The sequence below is a fragment of the Neorhizobium petrolearium genome (genome assembly GCF_017873175.1).
GTDB classification, from domain to species: Bacteria; Pseudomonadota; Alphaproteobacteria; order Rhizobiales; family Rhizobiaceae; genus Neorhizobium; species Neorhizobium petrolearium.
In genome coordinates this window covers 1-18,109 of sequence record NZ_JAGGJW010000035.1, presented here as the reverse complement: position 1 = coordinate 18,109, position 18,109 = coordinate 1, and the positions used below count along the sequence as shown (strand labels likewise).

At 59.8% G+C, this 18,109-nt stretch carries 18 protein-coding genes; 15 read left to right on the top strand and 3 right to left on the bottom strand.

Annotation, left to right across the window (positions count from 1 at the left end):
- Positions 1 to 281: 281 nt before the first annotated feature.
- Positions 282 to 1,406, bottom strand: coding sequence for an IS110 family RNA-guided transposase (locus J2046_RS32925; protein ID WP_210058967.1), 1,125 nt, complete (start codon positions 1,404 to 1,406; stop codon positions 282 to 284).
- A 200-nt stretch (positions 1,407 to 1,606) separates the two neighbouring features.
- Between J2046_RS32925 and J2046_RS32920 the strand changes: the two genes are divergently transcribed.
- The 4 genes from J2046_RS32920 (at position 1,607) to J2046_RS32905 (ending at position 3,495) form a co-directional block, all read left to right on the top strand.
- Positions 1,607 to 1,861, top strand: a complete 255-nt coding sequence (locus J2046_RS32920) for a hypothetical protein (protein ID WP_227705925.1) — start codon at positions 1,607 to 1,609, stop codon at positions 1,859 to 1,861.
- Positions 1,858 to 2,415, top strand: a complete 558-nt coding sequence (locus J2046_RS32915; protein ID WP_210058966.1) for a hypothetical protein — start codon at positions 1,858 to 1,860, stop codon at positions 2,413 to 2,415. Before J2046_RS32920 ends, J2046_RS32915 begins: the two co-directional genes overlap by 4 nt.
- Positions 2,416 to 2,436: 21 nt before the next feature.
- Positions 2,437 to 2,970 (top strand): hypothetical protein, encoded by a 534-nt coding sequence (locus J2046_RS32910; protein WP_210058965.1) that lies wholly within the window; start codon positions 2,437 to 2,439, stop codon positions 2,968 to 2,970.
- A 234-nt stretch (positions 2,971 to 3,204) separates the two neighbouring features.
- Positions 3,205 to 3,495: an IS4/Tn5 family transposase DNA-binding protein gene (locus J2046_RS32905; RefSeq protein WP_227705924.1), complete on the top strand. Its 291-nt coding sequence runs from the start codon at positions 3,205 to 3,207 to the stop codon at positions 3,493 to 3,495.
- A 329-nt stretch (positions 3,496 to 3,824) separates the two neighbouring features.
- Here J2046_RS32905 and J2046_RS32900 read toward each other — a convergent pair whose 3' ends face one another.
- Together J2046_RS32900 and J2046_RS32895 are read right to left on the bottom strand one after the other, a co-directional pair.
- On the bottom strand, positions 3,825 to 5,771 hold the full coding sequence (locus J2046_RS32900) for an FAD-binding monooxygenase (protein WP_210058964.1): 1,947 nt from the start codon (positions 5,769 to 5,771) through the stop codon (positions 3,825 to 3,827).
- A gap of 429 nt (positions 5,772 to 6,200) precedes the next feature.
- Positions 6,201 to 6,665, bottom strand: a complete 465-nt coding sequence (locus J2046_RS32895; RefSeq protein WP_210058963.1) for a MarR family winged helix-turn-helix transcriptional regulator — start codon at positions 6,663 to 6,665, stop codon at positions 6,201 to 6,203.
- Positions 6,666 to 6,784: 119 nt separating this feature from the next.
- On the opposite strand from J2046_RS32895, the gene J2046_RS32890 reads away from it, so the two are divergent.
- The 11 genes from J2046_RS32890 (at position 6,785) to J2046_RS32840 (ending at position 17,950) form a co-directional block, all read left to right on the top strand.
- The gene (locus J2046_RS32890) at positions 6,785 to 7,582 is read left to right on the top strand and encodes an SDR family NAD(P)-dependent oxidoreductase (protein ID WP_210058962.1); all 798 of its coding nucleotides are present in this window, start codon (positions 6,785 to 6,787) and stop codon (positions 7,580 to 7,582) included.
- Positions 7,579 to 9,072, top strand: coding sequence for an FAD-dependent oxidoreductase (locus tag J2046_RS32885; RefSeq protein ID WP_210058961.1), 1,494 nt, complete (start codon positions 7,579 to 7,581; stop codon positions 9,070 to 9,072). Before J2046_RS32890 ends, J2046_RS32885 begins: the two co-directional genes overlap by 4 nt.
- 40 nt (positions 9,073 to 9,112) lie before the next feature.
- On the top strand, positions 9,113 to 9,352 hold the full coding sequence (locus J2046_RS32880; RefSeq protein WP_210058960.1) for a hypothetical protein: 240 nt from the start codon (positions 9,113 to 9,115) through the stop codon (positions 9,350 to 9,352).
- 8 nt (positions 9,353 to 9,360) lie between these two features.
- Positions 9,361 to 10,788, top strand: coding sequence for an FAD-dependent oxidoreductase (locus J2046_RS32875; RefSeq protein WP_210058959.1), 1,428 nt, complete (start codon positions 9,361 to 9,363; stop codon positions 10,786 to 10,788).
- Positions 10,785 to 12,521: an FAD-dependent oxidoreductase gene (locus tag J2046_RS32870; RefSeq protein WP_210058958.1), complete on the top strand. Its 1,737-nt coding sequence runs from the start codon at positions 10,785 to 10,787 to the stop codon at positions 12,519 to 12,521. Before J2046_RS32875 ends, J2046_RS32870 begins: the two co-directional genes overlap by 4 nt.
- A 152-nt stretch (positions 12,522 to 12,673) precedes the next feature.
- Positions 12,674 to 13,522 (top strand): branched-chain amino acid ABC transporter permease, encoded by an 849-nt coding sequence (locus tag J2046_RS32865; protein ID WP_210058956.1) that lies wholly within the window; start codon positions 12,674 to 12,676, stop codon positions 13,520 to 13,522.
- The gene (locus J2046_RS32860; RefSeq protein WP_210058948.1) at positions 13,519 to 14,529 is read left to right on the top strand and encodes a branched-chain amino acid ABC transporter permease; all 1,011 of its coding nucleotides are present in this window, start codon (positions 13,519 to 13,521) and stop codon (positions 14,527 to 14,529) included. Before J2046_RS32865 ends, J2046_RS32860 begins: the two co-directional genes overlap by 4 nt.
- Positions 14,522 to 15,235, top strand: coding sequence for an ABC transporter ATP-binding protein (locus tag J2046_RS32855; RefSeq protein WP_210058946.1), 714 nt, complete (start codon positions 14,522 to 14,524; stop codon positions 15,233 to 15,235). The genes J2046_RS32860 and J2046_RS32855 overlap by 8 nt, the downstream gene beginning before the upstream one ends.
- Positions 15,232 to 15,927 carry an ABC transporter ATP-binding protein gene (locus J2046_RS32850; protein ID WP_210058944.1) on the top strand — a complete coding sequence of 232 codons (696 nt, stop codon included), beginning with the start codon at positions 15,232 to 15,234 and terminating at the stop codon, positions 15,925 to 15,927. The genes J2046_RS32855 and J2046_RS32850 overlap by 4 nt, the downstream gene beginning before the upstream one ends.
- A 33-nt stretch (positions 15,928 to 15,960) precedes the next feature.
- Complete coding sequence (locus tag J2046_RS32845) at positions 15,961 to 17,148, top strand: ABC transporter substrate-binding protein (protein WP_210058942.1); 1,188 nt, start codon at positions 15,961 to 15,963, stop codon at positions 17,146 to 17,148.
- A 52-nt stretch (positions 17,149 to 17,200) separates the two neighbouring features.
- The gene (locus tag J2046_RS32840; RefSeq protein WP_210058941.1) at positions 17,201 to 17,950 is read left to right on the top strand and encodes an SDR family NAD(P)-dependent oxidoreductase; all 750 of its coding nucleotides are present in this window, start codon (positions 17,201 to 17,203) and stop codon (positions 17,948 to 17,950) included.
- The last annotated feature ends 159 nt before the right edge of the window (positions 17,951 to 18,109 follow it).

The window sequence follows — 18,109 nt, the reverse complement described above, 5'->3', positions numbered from 1 at the left end:
GGCATGGGTTTTTCGCGTCGCTTTTTCAGCGTCGACGAGGGACAAATATGCTGCCTATTGCAGGACGCGGCGGCATTGAGACGACGGTTGATCAGACTCTGATGCGCGGGTTGAATACCGCAGGACCGTGGTTCGTCTCGGGCCTTCCTCTGTCTCACGTGGCGCGTGTTGCCGTTTCAGGCTCGCAGAATCACAACGCGGGTTGCCCTGACCGGCCGCCACGCCCAGCAATAAGCAGCGTGATGGAATTAAACTCTCCTTTGTACTTGGCGCCCCCTTCGTCAGGCTGCCTTTGTGGGGGGAATGGGAACTGTTGTCGCAATCGCCCAGACGAAAGCAGCGAGTTCGCGCGCGATGGCGACGGTGACGATGTTGGTGGGGCGCCCGCTGGCCTGCATGCGTCGGTATCGCTGACATAGCCGTACCTGCGCCTTCCAGGCGATCGCCCTGATCGCTTCCGGCAGCCCCTCCGTTCGCTTCAAGATTTCCTGGCCGACACGGGCCGGCAATCTGTAGGTCCATGCACCTTCGACCAGCATGCGTCTTGCCCGGGTGTTGCCCGCCTTGGTGATCGAGCCGCGCGACACGCTGGCGCCTGTGGAATGTTCCCTGGGGACCAATCCCAGCCAGGCCATGAACTGGCGTGGGTTGCTGAAGCGTCTGAAGTCGCCGATCTCCGATACCAGTGTCACCGCCGAGATCTGTGCGACACCGCGCAGGGCCTGGATCGCTTCGACGACAGGGTTCAGCGACCAATCCGGCAAGAGCGCCAGCATCTGCCAGGTCAGCCGTTCCCGCCGTTCCTCGATCTGTTCGATGGCACGAATGTATTCTTCCATAGCGATCTGCTGCGCACGGTGATCAAAGCGCTGTGTCGCCAGCCAGTTTCGATGAGCTCTTGTCCAATGAGAGCGGCCTTCGAAGACCCGGCCGTGCCGGAGCAAAAGCGACAAGAGATGCTGGCGTGCCCGTCGTAAATCCGAGACGGCCGCTTCCCGTGCCCGGCAAAGATCGCGCATGGCCTCATGCGTCTCGTCGGGAACCCAGATGGACGATAGTTCACCTGCTCGCAACAACGCGGCAAGCGCGACAGCATCACGCCGATCTGTCTTGATCTGAAGTCCCGGCCGGGTCGGAACCAGCGATGGCGCAACGACAAGGCAGTCATAACCCAGTGCTGAAAGCTGACGATACAATCCATAGCCCGTCGGGCCGGCCTCATAGCAAAAGCACAGGCGTCCGTGACGTCCGGCAAGCTTGTCGACAAATTTGCGCACTGCATCGGCACGGTTGGCGATTTCGCCGTAATAACGAACCTCGCCTTTGCGGCCTGCTTCCGCCAGACCGATCGCGATTTTTTCCTTACTCACATCCAAACCAACGTAAAGTGCGATATCATCGACCACGGCTCGTCTCCTATGTTTGAGGCTCTGGCTCTGCAGCTAACCCTCGTTCTGAACATAATGCGAGACGAGCCACCCTGCCGGCCAAGGACATGGGGTCTCACCCGCTCAAATTGCCCCAAAATGAGAGTACCGCGCGCGCCACGCTACCAGTACGCGAAAGATCACCGCCGCCGCTACAAACCTGAAATTCCAAAGGGATTTTGTACAAAGTCAAGCTGAGCGAGCGCGTGAAATCAGGCCTGGCCGCAGCAAAGGCACGCGGTAAGAAACTCGGCCGACAATCTGGACAACGTCCTAAATCCGATCGGCTCGCACCGAAGGTCATTGCGTTGAGCGCCGAAGGTCGCAGCTACCGATGGATCGCTCGCGATCTCGGCATCAGCAAGAATATCGTCGCGGAGATCGTCAAGCGCCGCAAGTCTTCTGAGGCTCCACAGGTGGAGACCGCATTATGACCAAGCCAGTAAGACTGCCTCGGCCCGATCCGTATCGCAAGGCGCGCTTCAGGGAAATTGCCCGGGAAATCGTTGCGAAAGACCGCTACAATCGAAAATACGGTCTGTCCGTCGATACGGCGGGCGCAATCGCCAATGCGCTTGAGAGGGCCTACCGGGAAGGCATCAACGGCGGCGAAAACAGGCCCGCTCCCATAATGGAATATCCAGACAACGGGCCAATGGATTGGGCGTTGATACCGCCACGTCCAAGAAACGCGTTCTGGAGCATCTGCCTGTTCACGCTTTCGCGCGGCGACAGGCCCGCCCGAGGCGGACGCCTTGTCCCTGCCATCACCGAACGCGGAACATCGGGATGGATGCTTGTCGTGCCCGGGCACACCTATGAAAAGCAATTCGGTGACAAGACGGTCGCACCGCTCGTACGTCTTGGCCTGCTTGAGGCTGATGACGATGATCCTGCACACCGGGTCGTCTCGAAACGTGGCGAGGAAACCTGGAGCCAATTCGTCCAGAGAGGCGGTCAGTTCCCGGAAGACCTGACCAATCTCTAGCCCTATTCAGAAAGCCATGCCATGTCACAAGAGAACCATCGGATCGCCGCCGCCATCGATCTGCGAATGCAACAACTGGAAAAGCAGGGCATTCAAGGGGCGGCGGTCGTCCATCATATGCTTGGTTATATGCAGGGTCTTCAGCAGATTTACGATACTGCCTCCGACAAGGTGCTGACGGACCTGTGTCAGCGCTATCCGGGCTTCTATCGCTATGCGGATATGATGGAGCGCATGTCCGAGAAGAATCAGCAAATGGTCGAGGCGGGAACGCACCCCTACCGCGATCTGCCTGAACTTCCCGAGAAGCTGAAGCGGAGCCTGGCTGCATTGATGGCCAGTGCGGCCGACCTTGAACGTGCCTTCCAGTCTGCCGTGGATTGCGGTGACTTCGCCCGTCACGTCGACCAACTCGACAGCCTGAAACGGCAATGGGGCGCGGATTTGCAGCGCCTGGTCGAGTTGTTTCGCTCTTCAGACGTTGCTCCCCAAAGCCAACTCATCGTGCAAAGCGCCCTCAAAGCCATGGCTGAGCGAATTAATCGGCTCGGGTGAGCAATTGGTGAGCAATCTGGTCCCTGAAGCCGCCGCTAACTGGCGGGCGATCTCACCGATCGGCACCTTGCGCTCCTTGAGATGATACAGGCGCCGGGATCAGAATGCGTAAGCTGCGAATAGCAGTATCCATCCGGCGTAGCTTTCGATTACCCACATCCACTGCAGACGAGGTTGCATCCGATGAATCGTCTGTGATTCTGTCTGTGACGCCGAATCACGGAGGCGTCGCAGATGAGCGAGAATATGGAAGGTGGCGAAGCGGGCTGGCTTGGCGATGAGATCATTTCATCAGGTCTGCCAGACAAACGCCTGGCGCGCCGGATGCACCGACTTCTTGACCAGATGACGTCAGCACCTGGTCACCCCATCCCGGCGGCGTGTGGCGACTGGGCTGCGACGAAAGCGGCCTACCGGTTCTTCGACAATCCACGGGTTACAGAGCACGGCGTGCTGGCTGGCCATCATCCGCACGACACCGTCACTCTTGGCACTCTACAGTCTCGTGACAGTGTGGGCTGGTGACGTTCTAAGCCAAACCACCTCCGCCCCACGCGGCCGCATGGTACAAGAAAACCGATCTCACATTTACGGATGCGATCGGTGCTGTGCGCCTCGTTTTCTGGAGCGATGATCTTTATCGACACTCCCCGTCAAACCCGCAAATGCATAAAATACCTCCCGGACGGCTTATCCGCATGGCGCAGGCGCTCTGCTTCGCCGCGTAATGTACAAAGTCAAGCTTAGCAGTCGCGAACGAGACCACTTGGTTGCAAGATAGAGACTGCCGGAGCGTCGCTTGCGTCAATCTTAAGCGTACACAAGGGTGGAGCTCTTCCGAAGACGTGCTACAATCAAGCGACTAAATCAGCCACGCTGGAAGGCGACTGCGCCGTAACGACCATGAAGCCGTCGAAGAATGCTGTCAGCTCCGAATAAGCATCAAGCGGAAGCACGTGAGCGACATATTGGTCGGGCCTGACGACCACCATGCAGCCCTGCTTCCTGTTGATACTGCGCATCTCAAAAATGTTCTCGCTGCCGCCTGAAGCGGGGCAGAACATCTTTTCGTAGTCACGCAGGCCCAGCCGGCCCTTGGCGGGCAAGAGCAGCTTGGGCATCGTCTCGATTGCGAGCTCGCGATGCGGCTGCTGGAAAACGACGCGGAGATCGATGAAAGAGTCGATATCGGCGTCTTCTGGCGCGAACTTCACCAACGGTGATTTCTTGGACGTCAGGAAATCGCAGAGCCCAGCAAGAAGGGACCCGGGCGCAGCATTGTCGCCTTCGTCGGCGAAGGCATAAACTCGCCAGCGACCGTCGGCTCGGGCAATGTGGCCGAGCTGCATCGGCTTAGCATCGGCCAAGCGAATAACAGGAGCCGAATGGAAGCGCATCCCAATCGGGAACCCTTCAGCGAGATGTTGATGCTTCGGCTCGCCTATCAGCGTAGATGGCTCGTATCGCGTTGCGGTGCCGGCGGTATAGCGTCCAAAGCGCACGAAATACTCTTGTACTTCCGCGGGATCAACGCCTTCCGGATACTCGATAGTTTTCAGCGGTGAACTCAGCATCTTTGCCCATTCGCGATCGAAACTGATTAGTTCTTTGGCAACTGATTGGCGTTCAGCCGAATAGCTGTGCAGTAATTGTGCCGGGACGCGACCTTCTAGTACTGCTGCCAGCTTCCAGCCGAGATTGAATGCGTCCTGCATAGAGACATTCATACCTTGCCCCGCCTTTGGGCTATGGGTATGGCAAGCGTCACCGACAATGAAGACGCGTGGCAAGCGCGTCGCCATCTCCTCATCGGGCACGTCGTCGAACTTGTCGCACAGCCGCTGGCCGATCTCGTAGACCGACCACCAAGCGACCTCTTTCACTTCAAAACTGTAGGGCTTCAGGATGCGTTGGGCCGCTCCTATCAAATGTTCCACCCCGATACTTCTGCTGGCGACACGCTCATTCGGCGCAAGCTTATCCAGCTCCACATAGACGCGGATCAAATAGCCGCCCTCGCGGGGAATGAGCAGGATGCTGCCTTCGCTCGCGGACTGAATGAGCGCCTTGAGGCGCACGTCCGGGAAGTCTGTGACGGCTAAAACGTCCATCACGCCCCAGGCTTGGTTGGCGGAATCGCCACGCAATTCGCGGCCCAGCGATCTACGCACGGCGCTGCGCGCGCCGTCGCAGCCGACCACGTAACGTGCCCTCACGATCTCCCGTTCGCCGTCCCCTCGATCGATCGTCACCGTCACCGGGTGTGTACCCGCCTGCTGCGCCGCATCGATAGAAACTTCGACCATCTGGCGGGAGTAATGCGGCTCAAGACGGCGAGGCGAACGACGCATGACGTCGAGATAGAAATCGTGCACGCGCGCCTGGTTGAGGATGACATGCGGCATTTCGGAAAGACCATCCTCGACGTCGAGTACTCGGCCGTGGCGAATGATCTTCTCGTGATCTGAATCGTCTGGTTTCCAAAACGAGGTTTCGTTGACCCAGTAGGCTTCTTTCAAGACTTTCTCGGCGAATCCGAATGCCTTAAACATCTCAAGCGTGCGGCAGGCGATGCCGTCGGCTTGGCCGAGTTCCAGCGGCCCTGGCTTCTGATCGATGATTGCGACATTGATGCTCGGAAATGCGGACAGCTGTGCCGCAAGAGTTAGACCGGCAGGACCACAACCGACGATCAGTACATCAACTTCCGACGGTAAGGCATCGCCAGAGATTGCGGTATCGACAATGGGATCAGACACGCCGGGATCGCCTGTTCTGAATCCATTTAGATGAAATTGCATGCCTTTTTCCTCCCTTAACTATTCGTGCCGAAGACGTTCTCCCTTTCGGAACCTGACGCGCCGGCTGATAATGGGAAGTAATCTGAATGTACGTATACGGTCAATAATGCGGGTGAAGAATAGTGTTAAACATCAACACGCGCATCGGACTGATGATGGGGCTGTTTGATGTGCCGGAGCTCATCAGGCCGCAGCTGCGCGACATCCAAGCACGATTGTCGCCGCTTCGGCGCGGGAGTAGCGCGTCGTGTACAGTCAGAGTCGATGAGAAGCTGTTTCAGTTATTTACCAAGTCAACTGTGTTGACAGGTCTGATTTGTTGCGCATACATATCAATACGGAGTGAGGAGATGGACTGTTTTTACCGTGCGCTGGGTTGAGGCAGTTGTTCCAACAGGAGAAATCTGAATGAATATTTTCTTGAAGCGATTAACCGTCGAGCGACCTAATGGGCGCCGAGGTGACATCATTATGCAGGTGGACGATGCGTGTCATCAGCTTCAGAAAGATCTCCCGTTCGGAGCGGCTTAACACCCCAACGATCCTGTTCTGGACACGGTCTACTGCCTCTTTGCAGTCGGCCAACAGTCTGGAGCCCTGATCCGTCAAGAAAACCAGACGTTGCCGACGGTCGGTTTGGCTGGGTCGGCGTTCGATCAGGCCGCGCTTTTCGAGTCGATCAAGGACGTTGCCAATTGTCGATCGGTCGAAGGCTATCATGTTCGAAATTCGCGTCGCATCTGTACCGGGGACGGCATCAATCGAGACGAGTGCGGCATACTGGACCGGCGTTAAGGCAAATTCCTCGCATTCATCCAGGAATATTGCCCATGATATTTGGTGGGCTCTGCGGATGAGGTGCGCGGGGCGGGCATAAAGATCTTCGAGGGACATTGCGGTTTCTTCAGCTCACTTTGCGGTTGGACCGTATTTATGCTGAATTTCAGCAAACCTCCAGTATCTAGGTTGAAATTGCGAAGCTTTGGGAGGGCTCCTTCGGGAGCAATGGAAGCATGAACCGTATGAAGGATAAAGTCGTCATTGTCAGCGGAGGAGCGCGTGGCGTCGGTGCGGCGGATGTGAGGCGGCTGAGCGAAGAGGGCGCGGCAGTCGCTATCGCCGACGTTCTCGAAGAGGAGGGCACAGCGTTAGCTCATGAACTTCAGGCCCAGCATGCGGATGTCCGGTACTTTTCCCTGGATGTCACGAACGAAGATGCCTGGCGCCAACTTGTTGCCGATGTGCTGGACTGGAAGGGGAGGATCACGACCCTTGTCAACAATGCCGGTATCGTCAACCGTACGGGCATCACCGGAACCAGCCTTGAGAATTGGCAGCGCGTGATGAGCGTCAACCTGAATGGCGCCTTTCTCGGAATGAAGACGGTCTGCCCAGCCATACGCGATGCCGGTGGCGGTGCGGTCGTTAATATGGCTTCGGTTGCTGCACACGTCGGGCATAACGATCCGGCCTATGCGGCTTCCAAAGCGGGCCTTCTCGGGCTGACGCGGACTGCGGCAGCGGAATATGTCGAATGGAATATCCGCGTTAACGCAATCTGCCCAGGCATTATCGTCACCGGCCTGAATGCTGGCGGCAGTCATCTTGAGCCTTGGCGGAGTGCTACCCCGCTCGGTCGGTTCGGGACAATGGAGGAGGCGGCAAATCTCGTGCTTTTTCTTGCAAGCGACGAGGCCGGCTACATCACAGGTGAGGATATCGCCATGGACGGCGGCTTTCTCGCTGCAGGTTCCGCACGGCGAATTTCGCTTGAGGCCGGTATTGATCTTACGGCGGGCGTTCAGACATGACATTGATTGCAGCAACAGACAGTCGTTCAACGTCTCAGGCGGATGCCGACATCATCGTCGTCGGCGGAGGCGGCTCCGGTCTGACGACCGCTATATTTGCGAAGAAGGCAGACGCCAGCGTCATTCTGCTGGAAAAGCATACGGAAGTACGCGGAAGCACTGGACTTTCAATAGGCTCAGTTACCGCCACCGGTACCAGGCTGCAGAAGAAGGCCGGCATCGTAGATGATCCGCAGGCGCATTTCGAGGACATGCCGAAGTTCGCCCCTGAACTGGCCAAGGATGACAACGAAGCCCTCCGGCGCATCTTGGTCGAGAACGTGAGCGAAAGCGTCGCATGGCTCGAGAGCCTTGGAGTGACTTTCTACGGCCCAATGCCGGAGCCGCCGCATCGCCAGCCGCGCATGCACAACATCCTGCCGAACTCCCGCGCCTATATCTATTTTCTAGAACGCGAAGCGCGACGCGTCGGCGTGACGATCCGAGTTAATTCGGAGGTCAAGGATCTGCTGGTCGAAGACGGGCGGGTGGTCGGCGTGCAATTGCGCAGTGGCATCTTGCGCGCAAGGAAGGCGGTCGTTCTAGCTTCAGGCGACTATTCGTCGAGCCCTGAATGGAAGGAGCGTTTCAATCCTCCGGTGCGCGACATCGATGGCGTCAACACGACGAACACCGGCGACGGACAGCGGATGGGCGAAGCACTGGGGGCGAAGATCAAATATGGCCACGTCGTCTATGGGCCAAATCTGCGCTTCATGCCGCCGCCGAAGCCGAACTTACTCCAGAAGTTGCCGCCCTGGCCATGGTTCACACGGCTGATGCGCTGGTCGCTGAACACGATGCCCTCGTGGATCCTGCGTCCCTTCATCCTGTCCTTCGTGACCACCTATCTGTCGCCGGAGCCCACGATGTTCCGGGAGGGGGCGATCCTGGTCAATCGGGACGGCGAGCGTTTTGCCGACGAACTTGCCAAGCCGAACTTCGCATTCGGTCAGCAGCCGCAAAAACAGGCCTTCATCGTTTTCGATGACGAGGTAGCGAAGAAGTTCAATGCCTGGCCCTATTTCATCTCGACTGCGCCGGGCGTCGCCTATGCCTATCTGTCGGACTACAAGCGGACGCGCCCCGATCTTTATTCCAGCGCGCCGACGCTCGGTGAACTGGCCCGAAAGATCGGCGTGCCAAGCGGTACGCTGGAAGCCGAAGTGGCAAAGCATGCTGCGGAAGCCGGCATCGAAGGTCGCCCGCGGGTCTCGAAAGGCCCCTTCCACGCCCTCGGCCCCGTCAAGAGCTGGATCATCCTCACCGATGGCGGCCTCACGGTGAACACCAACCACCAGGTCATCCGGGGCGACGGCACCGTCGTGCCCGGCCTGTATGCTGTCGGCTCGGCCGGGCAGGGTGGCCTTCTGCTGGAGGGGCATGGCCATCATCTGGCGTGGGCCTTCACTTCGGGACGGCTTGCGGCGCGCCACGCTGCCTCCGCCTGAGCTCATCGAACCATTTTGAACGTAGTCGCAGAGGTTGAAGATGTCCGATCCTAAACAGCCACCGTCCTATCCGGCCATTCGGCTTCTTGCCGAAAAGGGTGATCTCCTGGCCATCGTCATCGCGCTGGCGCCGCTCTGCTTCGGCATTTGGGCTATCGCGGCTGGCTATGGCTGGCTCTGGATGGTTGTCGCGCTCTTGGCCGCGGCCGTGCTCTGGCTGATCCTGCGGAGCTACGTAGAGGTGCTCCGCGTCCTGTCCGACACGCTGATGCCGCGCTGAGGTCCATCATGAAGGAAACAGCTCGCTCCCAAGATGTTCTAATCGTCGGCGGCGGCCTCGCCGGGATGAGCTCCGCCATCCGTGCAGCCGAACTCGGTCTGAGCGTGCGCGTCATCGAGCAGGGGACTGGCGAGCATTACCTCTGCAACAGCCGCTACACGGGCGGACTCTTTCACATCGGTATGGAGGACATGCGTTCCGAACCGGCCGAACTCATTGCCCGGCTCAAGCGAGTGACAGGTGGCGAGACGCGGGTTTCATTGGCTACAATGTTAGCCCGCAATGCCGCTCGGGCGATCGCGTGGCTGCGCACACAGGGCGTCGGCCTCATCCGTGTCGGCCCGGATGGGCTGAGGCAGAACTCACTGGCGCCGCCCGGTGTCCGCAATACCGGCCTGAACTGGCACTGGCGCGCGGGCGACGTGATGCTCCGCACCCTCAACAAGCGGCTGGCGGAACTCGGCGGTCGTTTCGATCAAGGCGTGATTGCTCGCAAGATCGTCGCCAAGAATGGCCGAGTCAGCGGCCTTTTGGTTTCCCGCAACGGACGAGAAGAACGCCTCGACGCGCCGGTCGTGATCCTGTGCGACGGCGGTTTTCAGGCAAAACGTGAGCTGATCGGACGGTATATCTCTCCCGCGCCGGACCGCCTCCTGATGCGCAACGCCGAAACCGGACGCGGCAATGGGCTCGAGATGGCCGAAGCCGTGGGCGCAAAGCTTATCGGCATGGAGAGCTTCTACGGACATATCCAGTACCGTGAGGCGATGACGGACGGACGCTTCTGGCCTTATCCCGTCATGGACTCGCTCTGCGTTTCCGGCCTGCTCGTCGACCGCGCCGGAAATCGCTTCTGCGACGAGAGCATCGGCGGCGTTCACGCCGCGAACTGCATGGCGCGGCTCGATGATCCGCTTGGGTGCCACGTGATCTTCGACGAAGCCATCTGGCAGGGGCCCGGCCGCGACTGGCTGTTGCCTGCGAACCCTTATCTGGAGCGGGCAGGAGGACGACTCATCTCCGAGAACAGCCTCGATCAGCTGGCATTCCGCATCGGCCTCGATCCCAAAGCCCTTGCACGATCGGTGGCGGCCTGGAATGCGGCGATCGACGGGCAGGGAGCATTCGAACCGGACAGGAGCAATGCGGCATATAAGGCGCACCCGATACGGACTAGCCCGTTCCACGCGGTGCCGCTCTGTGCCGGGGTAACCTACACGATGGGAGGCATCCTGACCGATGCGGCGGCTCAGGTGCTGGACGCCGAAGAGCGTCCGATCCCAGGCCTGCTCGCAGCCGGCGCATGCACCGGTGGGCTCGAAGGCTTCAGCCGTGACGGCTACTCGGGCGGGCTGTCCAAGTCCGCAACATTCGGAATGATCGCCGGCGAGACCGCTGCCACGCTGGCGCGCGCCGCTCTGCGGGAGGCAGTATGACCCTGAACGAATCGTCCAAAAATCTGACGTCAGCCGAGCCTGTACGGACGGTCGATCTGCTCGTGATAGGCGCTGGCCCAGCCGGCATGGCCGCCGCCATCTTCGCGAAGCTGAGAGGACTGGATGTCGTCATTATCGAAAAGTCTGAAATGATCGGTGGAACGGCCTCTACGTCCGCCGGCACACTATGGATACCGGAAAATAGCCAAGGTAAACAGATCGGCGACAAGGACAGCATCACGCAGGCAGCCGCCTACCTAGACAGCCTGATTGCCGCGCATACGCACCGCACTGACCGGCAGCGCGACGTCTATTTCAGCACCGGCGTCGAGGCGATCGATGTGCTTCAGTCCATGACTGAGGTGAAATTTCTTCCGTGCGGCGAGCACCCTGATTACCACGCCAAGGCCGGCGCGGCCGTGCGTGGCCGTGCGATCGTTCCGGCTCCGTTCGACGCTCGGATGCTCGGCCGGGATTTCGAACGTGTGCGACCGCCGATCGACGAGTTCATGATCTTCGGTGGCATGATGGTCGGCAAGATGGATATCCCCCGGCTGCTGGGCCGCTTCCAGTCGCTGGGCAACTTCATTTATTCCGCCAGACTGTTTTTACGTTACCTGACGGATCGGTTGCGCTTTTCACGCGGCACGCGGCTTGTGATGGGCAATGCTCTGGTGGCGCGGATGTATCATTCGCTGCTGAAGCTCGGCGTGCGTCCCGAATTCGGAACGTGCCTCGGCGAACTTCTCGTCGAAAATGGTCGGGTGACTGGAGCGACCGTCGCGGGACCGTCGGGGACCGCCAGGATTTCCGCACGCAAGGGCGTCATCCTCGCGACCGGCGGCTTTGCGCATAATGCGGGCTATCGTGAACGGCTGATGCCGCAGCCGACGCCGAAATTCTCGCTGGCGAGCACCGCCAATCAGGGCGAGGGCATAGCGGCGGCGGAGGCGCTCGGAGCGCGGATCAGCGAAACCGAAAACGGCAGCGGCGGCTTCTGGACCCCTGTGTCCGTGACCCGCCGCAAGGATGGGACGCAGGGCCTCTTCCCGCATTTGTCTCTGGACCGGGCCAAGCCCGGCCTGATTGCCGTCAACCGCGCGGGGCGGCGCTTCTGCAACGAGGCGGATTCCTATCACGATTTCGTAGAAGCCATGTACCGTTCGAACGATCCCGACAGCGCGATTCCGACCTGGCTGATCTGCGACGGGACCTTCATCCGCAAGTACGGTCTCGGGCACATCTATCCCGGCACGACTGACCTCGCCCCCTTCCTCACCAGCGGCTACCTCGTCCACGGGGAGACCCCGGAGGCGCTGGCAAAGAAACTGGGGATTGACGCCGCCGGATTGGAGGCAACGCTTTCCCGCTACAACGAGCAGGCGGCGCGCGGCGTGGACGAGGATTTCCACAAAGGCCACTCCGCGCTCAACCGCTTCAACGGCGATCCCCAGGTCAAGCCCAATCCCTGCCTGGCACCGGTCGGCACCAAGAATGTCTATGCCATGGCGGTCTGGCCGGCGGAAATCGCCTGCAGCGCCGGCATATCGACCGATGAAGACGCGCGTGTCGTCGATGGCGACGAGAACCCCATCCCGGGGCTTTACGCCTGCGGAAACGACATGGCGTCCGTGATGGGGGATTCCTATCCCGGGCCCGGAACGACGCTTGGACCCGCTGTGGTTTTTGCTTATCGCGCCGTCAATGCGGCCGCGAGGGAGCGGTACGACTAGCAGACCGCGGCATTGAGACATGCCGCGGTACGAGGAATGATGGTCCTGGCCGCCGATGTCGGCAAGGGCGCAATGTCGGAGGAGCGACAGATGCATAACAACAAGAACACCGTGCGGTGCGCGGTGGCTTGTCGAAAGGGAGGGCGGTAATCATGCTGATCCAGATTTTGAACGGTCTGGTCTATGCAGGCCTTCTCTACATCGTTTCCGTCGGTTTGGTCCTGATCTTCGGGCTGCGACGCGTGGTCAACTTCGCCCATGGCGGCTTCTACATGGTCGGCGCCTATGCCGGCTATACCGCCGCCATGGTCTTCGGCTTCTGGGGAGGATTGATCGTCGCAGTTCTCGTTCTTGGTTTGATTGGCATCCTTCTCGATTATGTCGTCTTCAGGCCGTTGCAGAACGCCGACCACATGGTGACCGTCCTCGTGACCTTCGGCATCCTGCTCGTTTTCGAGGATGTGGTCCAAATGATCTGGGGCGCCGATACGCTGTCTGTCCTGGCGCCCTATCCCTTCGACGGCACAGTGCAGCTTGGCGACATATTGTTTCCGGTCTATCGTCTCCTGGTAATTGCCGTTGCGATCGCCGTTGCGCTGGGCCTGACCCTATGGCTCCGCTTCAGCCGCGCCGGTCTGTACGTTCGCGCTTCCAGCGTCGACGCGCTAACCACCGGCATGCAGGGCGTTGACACGGAGAAGCTCAGCCTTTCCGTCGTCGGCCTTGGTACAGCCCTTGCCGGCCTGTCCGGCGTCATAGCCTCACCGCTTCTTGCACTGTCGCCGTCGATGGGGAGCTCGATTCTCATCGAAAGCTTCATCGTCGTGGTCACGGGGGGTCTCGGATCGTTCGCCGGCGCCTTTATCGCCGCACTGTTGATCGGGCAGGTGCACAATCTCGGCATCGTCTACGTGCCGAACGTCGCGTCGATGCTTCCGCTTCTGCTGATGGTTGTGGTGCTGATCCTGAAGCCGACAGGGTTTGCGAGGTCCTACTCATGAGCAATTTATCCATGGCGGCTGCCGCTCCCAAAGTTAGAACCTCTACTACGCCACCCGTACTCGTCGTCGTCGGCATCGCCGTTGCGCTCGTCGGCTTCGTCCTGCCGTGGCTCGGACTGCCGCGAAATATATTGTCGCTTCTGACGTCGGCTTCGATGACCGCCATCCTGGCAACGGGTGTCGGTTTCTTGGTCCGGCAGGCAGGCTTCAGCAGCTTCGGCCACGCCGCTTTCTACGGCGGCGCGGCTTATCTGCTGGTGCTGATGAGCGTCTATACAGGCCTTTCAGGCGAAGCGGTTGTGCTGCTTGCGCCGGTGATCGCCACGCTGGCGGCCTTTGCCCTGTCCTTCATCCTCCTGCGGACACAGGGGGTCGCCTTCTCGATGCTGAGCCTCGCAATCGCCCAGGCTCTGTTCGAACTGATGATGCGCTGGCGCGACCTCGCCAACGGCGAAGACGGCTTGCGCATGCGTCTTCCGCGCGAGATCTTCGGCTTGAAGCTCAGCTTCTTCCAGAAGGCCGACACCATGTTCCTGGTGAGCTGGTCCGCCCTGATCATCATCATCGTCGGGCTGGTGCTGCTCAGCCGTTCGCATTTCGGAACCTTGACGCTTGCTATCAAGAACAACGAGGAGCGCGCGCGCTTCATCGGTTTCCGGACGCTGATGCCGCGTGCTGCGATCATCGCGCTTTCGGGCCTCATTGCCTCCATCGGCGGCACCCTGTTTGCGCTCTACAACGGTTATATTACACCCGGCCTCCTACACTGGAGTCTGTCTGGTGAGGCGCTGATCATCGCCATCATCGGCGGCACGCGGTCGGTCTGGGGACCCGCCCTCGGAGCCTTCCTGTTCGTGATCCTGCGTGACTTCGCGGGCAACTACACGACCCACTGGCAATCCATCGTCGGTTTGGTGCTAATCGCTGTCGTCATTCTACTGCCTTCCGGCGCAAGTGGCGCCGTCTCCTCGCTCGTCAACCGTATTCGTGGAGGACGCGATGTCTGACACCTACATGCTAGAGGCCACCGGCCTGACTCGGCGCTATGGCGGTTTCGCCGCACTCAATAACGTCAGCTTTAAGCTGAGACAGGGTGAAATTCGCGGCCTGATCGGCTCGAACGGCGCCGGAAAATCGACTTGCATGGACGTGCTCACCGGAAGGGGCCGCAATCAGCAGGGCACTGTCTGCCTGAACGGCCAGGACATTTCGCGACTGTCGGAGCGCGAACGCCGTGCGGTTGGACTCTCGCGATCCTTCCAGAAGACCAACATCTTCCCCGAGCTGGGAATCCGTCAGCAGGTCCAACTCGCGGCACGAAAAGCGGAATTCGACAATACGGAAGAAGTTCTAGCCGAACTATCGCTAACGGCGATTGCCGACAGAACCGCATCGGACGTCTCCTATGGAGACCAGCGCCGCGTGGACCTGGCACTCGCCTTGGTCGGCAAGCCGAAACTACTGTTGCTTGATGAACCCGCAGCAGGCCTGACAATCGAGGAGTCGCTCGCCATGGCGCGGCACCTGCGCAATCTGGCCGAGCGTTGGAAGCTCACCATCCTCCTCGTAGAACACGACATGGAAGTGATTTTCGCGATCTGCGATCGGCTGACGGTCCTGCATCTGGGCGAAGTGTTGACGGAAGGCCTGCCTGACGAGGTGCGCGCCAATCCTGAAGTCATTCGTGCGTATTTGGGGAGCACTTTCGCATGAGCCTGCTCGAACTGCAAAACGTTCACGCGGCCTATGGGTCGGCACGAGTCCTGCACGGCGTTTCGCTGAAGGTGGAAAAAGGCGAACGAGTCGCCTTGATCGGTCGAAACGGCGTTGGCAAGACGACCGTGGTCAACACCTGCATCGGCGCTGCGCGGCTGACGTCGGGCAAGGTTTCGTTCATGACGCGCGTCCAAAAGCCCATTCGTGCCTTCCGGGCCGCCCGCAGCGGTATTTCGATCGTACCGCAAGGCCGCCGCATCGTGCCCGGCCTGACAGTTCGCGAAAACCTGCTTCTCGGCTCAGCGCCCGATCGCAAGGGGCCTTGGAACCTGGAAGCCGTTTTCGCCATGTACCCGATCCTGCGCGAGCGCGCTGACGGGCTGGGAACTGCCATGAGCGGTGGACAGCAGCAGATGTTGGCCATCGGTCGGGCGCTTATGGCCAATCCCGACCTTCTGATCCTCGACGAGCCTAGCGAAGGTCTGGCGCCCGTGGTTGTTGACGAACTCGGTGCGTCTCTCGTCCGTCTGGCGGAACAAGGCACCGCGATCCTATTGATCGAGCAGAATTTTGGCCTGATTCGCTCCGTCGGTGATCGATACTACGTCATGGCCAAGGGATCCGTTGTCGAGGACGGGCGGCTCTCGGCGTTGACGGCTGAGGAGCTGAAGAGACACGTTTCTGTGTAACCCGGCCGGAGCCGGAAAGTGGAGGAGAGAATTATGAGAACTACCAAACTATATGCCGGAGTGGCCGCTGCAGCGTTCCTGATTGCCGCCGGGGCTTCATCCGCAGCCGACGCTACGATCAAAATCGGCGTCGCGACGGCCTTGACGGGCGCCTACGGCGATCTTGGGCAACAGGTCAAGAGGGCGGTAGATTTTGCGGTCGAAGAAGTGAATGCGAAGGGAGGCATCGACGGAAGGAAGGTCGAGACGCAGTATCAGGACACCCAAGCGAAGGCCGATATCGCTCGGCAACAGGCCGAGAAGCTGGTCAATGACGGTTTTACTATTTTGACGGGCTCCATCGCTTCGGGCGAGGCGCTCGGCATTGCGCCGATGTTGGAGCGCTGGGATGCCGTCATGATGGGCACCGTTCCGAAGGCGGATGCTCTGACCGGCGCCGAGTGCAGTCCGCGTTTCTTCCGGGCCAATATCCCCGACTATGCCGATGCCGCGACGGTCGGTACTTGGCTCAAGGAGCAGAGCGAGAAGAAATGGGCCATCATGGGCTCGGATACCGCCTGGGGCAGAAATTCCGGCGCAAGCTTCACCAAGACCGCGAGCGGTCTTACCCGCGATATCGTCGCAGAAGGCTATGCGGGTCTCGGAACGAATGACTTCGCTCCCTACATCCAGAAGATCCTCGATTCGGGAGCGGAAGGCGTTTGGGTCGCGCTGGCCGGTCGCGATGCGATCAACTTCGCGCAACAGGCAAAGCAGTTCGGCCTAATCGACAAACTCAAGGTCGCGGGCGTCAGCTTCGTCACCGACAATACAGTGAAGACGCTGGGTGACGTCTCTAAGGGCATCTACGGCATCATTAACTACTCGTCGACTCTGGACACTCCTGCAAACAAGGCCTTTGTTGACGCTTGGGCCAAGAAATATCCAGGTACTTTGCCGGCGAACTTCGAAGGCGAGACCTATCTCGGAATGCAGGTCCTGTTCGCGGGCATCGACAAGGCCGACAGCACTTCCCCGGAAGACATAGCGGAAGCACTCGAAGGCATCGAAACCGACACCATCATCGGCAAGATTTCGGTGCGGCAGGCCGACCACCAGTTCGTCCGCGGTAACTTCTTCGGGCGCATCGAGGATCAGGATGGCACGCTGCGTCCGGTGGTGGCGACGTCGGTTGCCGCCGACGTCGCAATGCCTGCCGCAGACGACGCCTGCAAGCTCTAACGAGCCAAGGTCGCCCGCGTTCATCGGGCGGCCGCTTTCACAAAGGTAGATCATGATAAAGTTCGACTTCAAGAACCGCACCGCCGTCGTCACGGGTGGTGCCCGTGGCATTGGCCGGGGAGTCGCGGACCGCCTTCTCGCCTCCGGCGCCCGCGTTGTGATATGGGATCTGCTGAGCCCGGAGCCGTCGCAGGGGCTATTCGCGTCTGCTCCAGGCGATTTCGCGTACGTAAAGGTCGATGTGACGTCCGAATCTGCGGTGGCCGCTGCAGCCGAGCAGGCTCTCGAGGTGACCAGTTCCGTAGACATCCTGATCAACGCGGCAGGCGTGACTGGGCCGACCAAACCGATGGAGGAGTTTACCCTTCAGGAGTGGAAGCGCATCATCGATATTAACCTGGACAGTATCTTCCTTAGCAGCCGTGCGGTTATTCCCGCAATGAAGGCTAGGAACTATGGGCGAATTGTTTCGATCGCATCCGTCGCCGGCAAGCAAGGAAACCCGTATATGGCCGCTTATTCGGCATCGAAAGGTGCCGTGCTGTCCCTCACGAAAGCGCTTGCGCTGGAGTTGGCGGGTACCGGCGTTCTTGTTAATTGCATCACGCCGGGATTGGTGCAAACGGATCTTCTGAAGGAGATGAGCGAGGAGGCCATTGCCCTTTCCGCCTCTAAAATTCCCCTCAATCGGCTGGGGAAAATTGAGGAAGTGGCGGCGCAGATCCTCTGGATCGCGTCCGAGGAGTGCAGCTTCGTGACTGGCGCTGCATTCGACGCGTCGGGAGGGCGGTCCAGCTACTAGTGTGACGTCCCAGAGATTATGACTCGTTGAGCAAAGGTATTGGATAAGACTTTGCCATCTTTTTGCGGGCTTGGTCTGTCGAGAACATCCATCGGATTTGAGCGCCACTTTCGGTTCGACGCCGCTCCCAGGCGTCAACCTCGGATTTGAGCAAGTCGC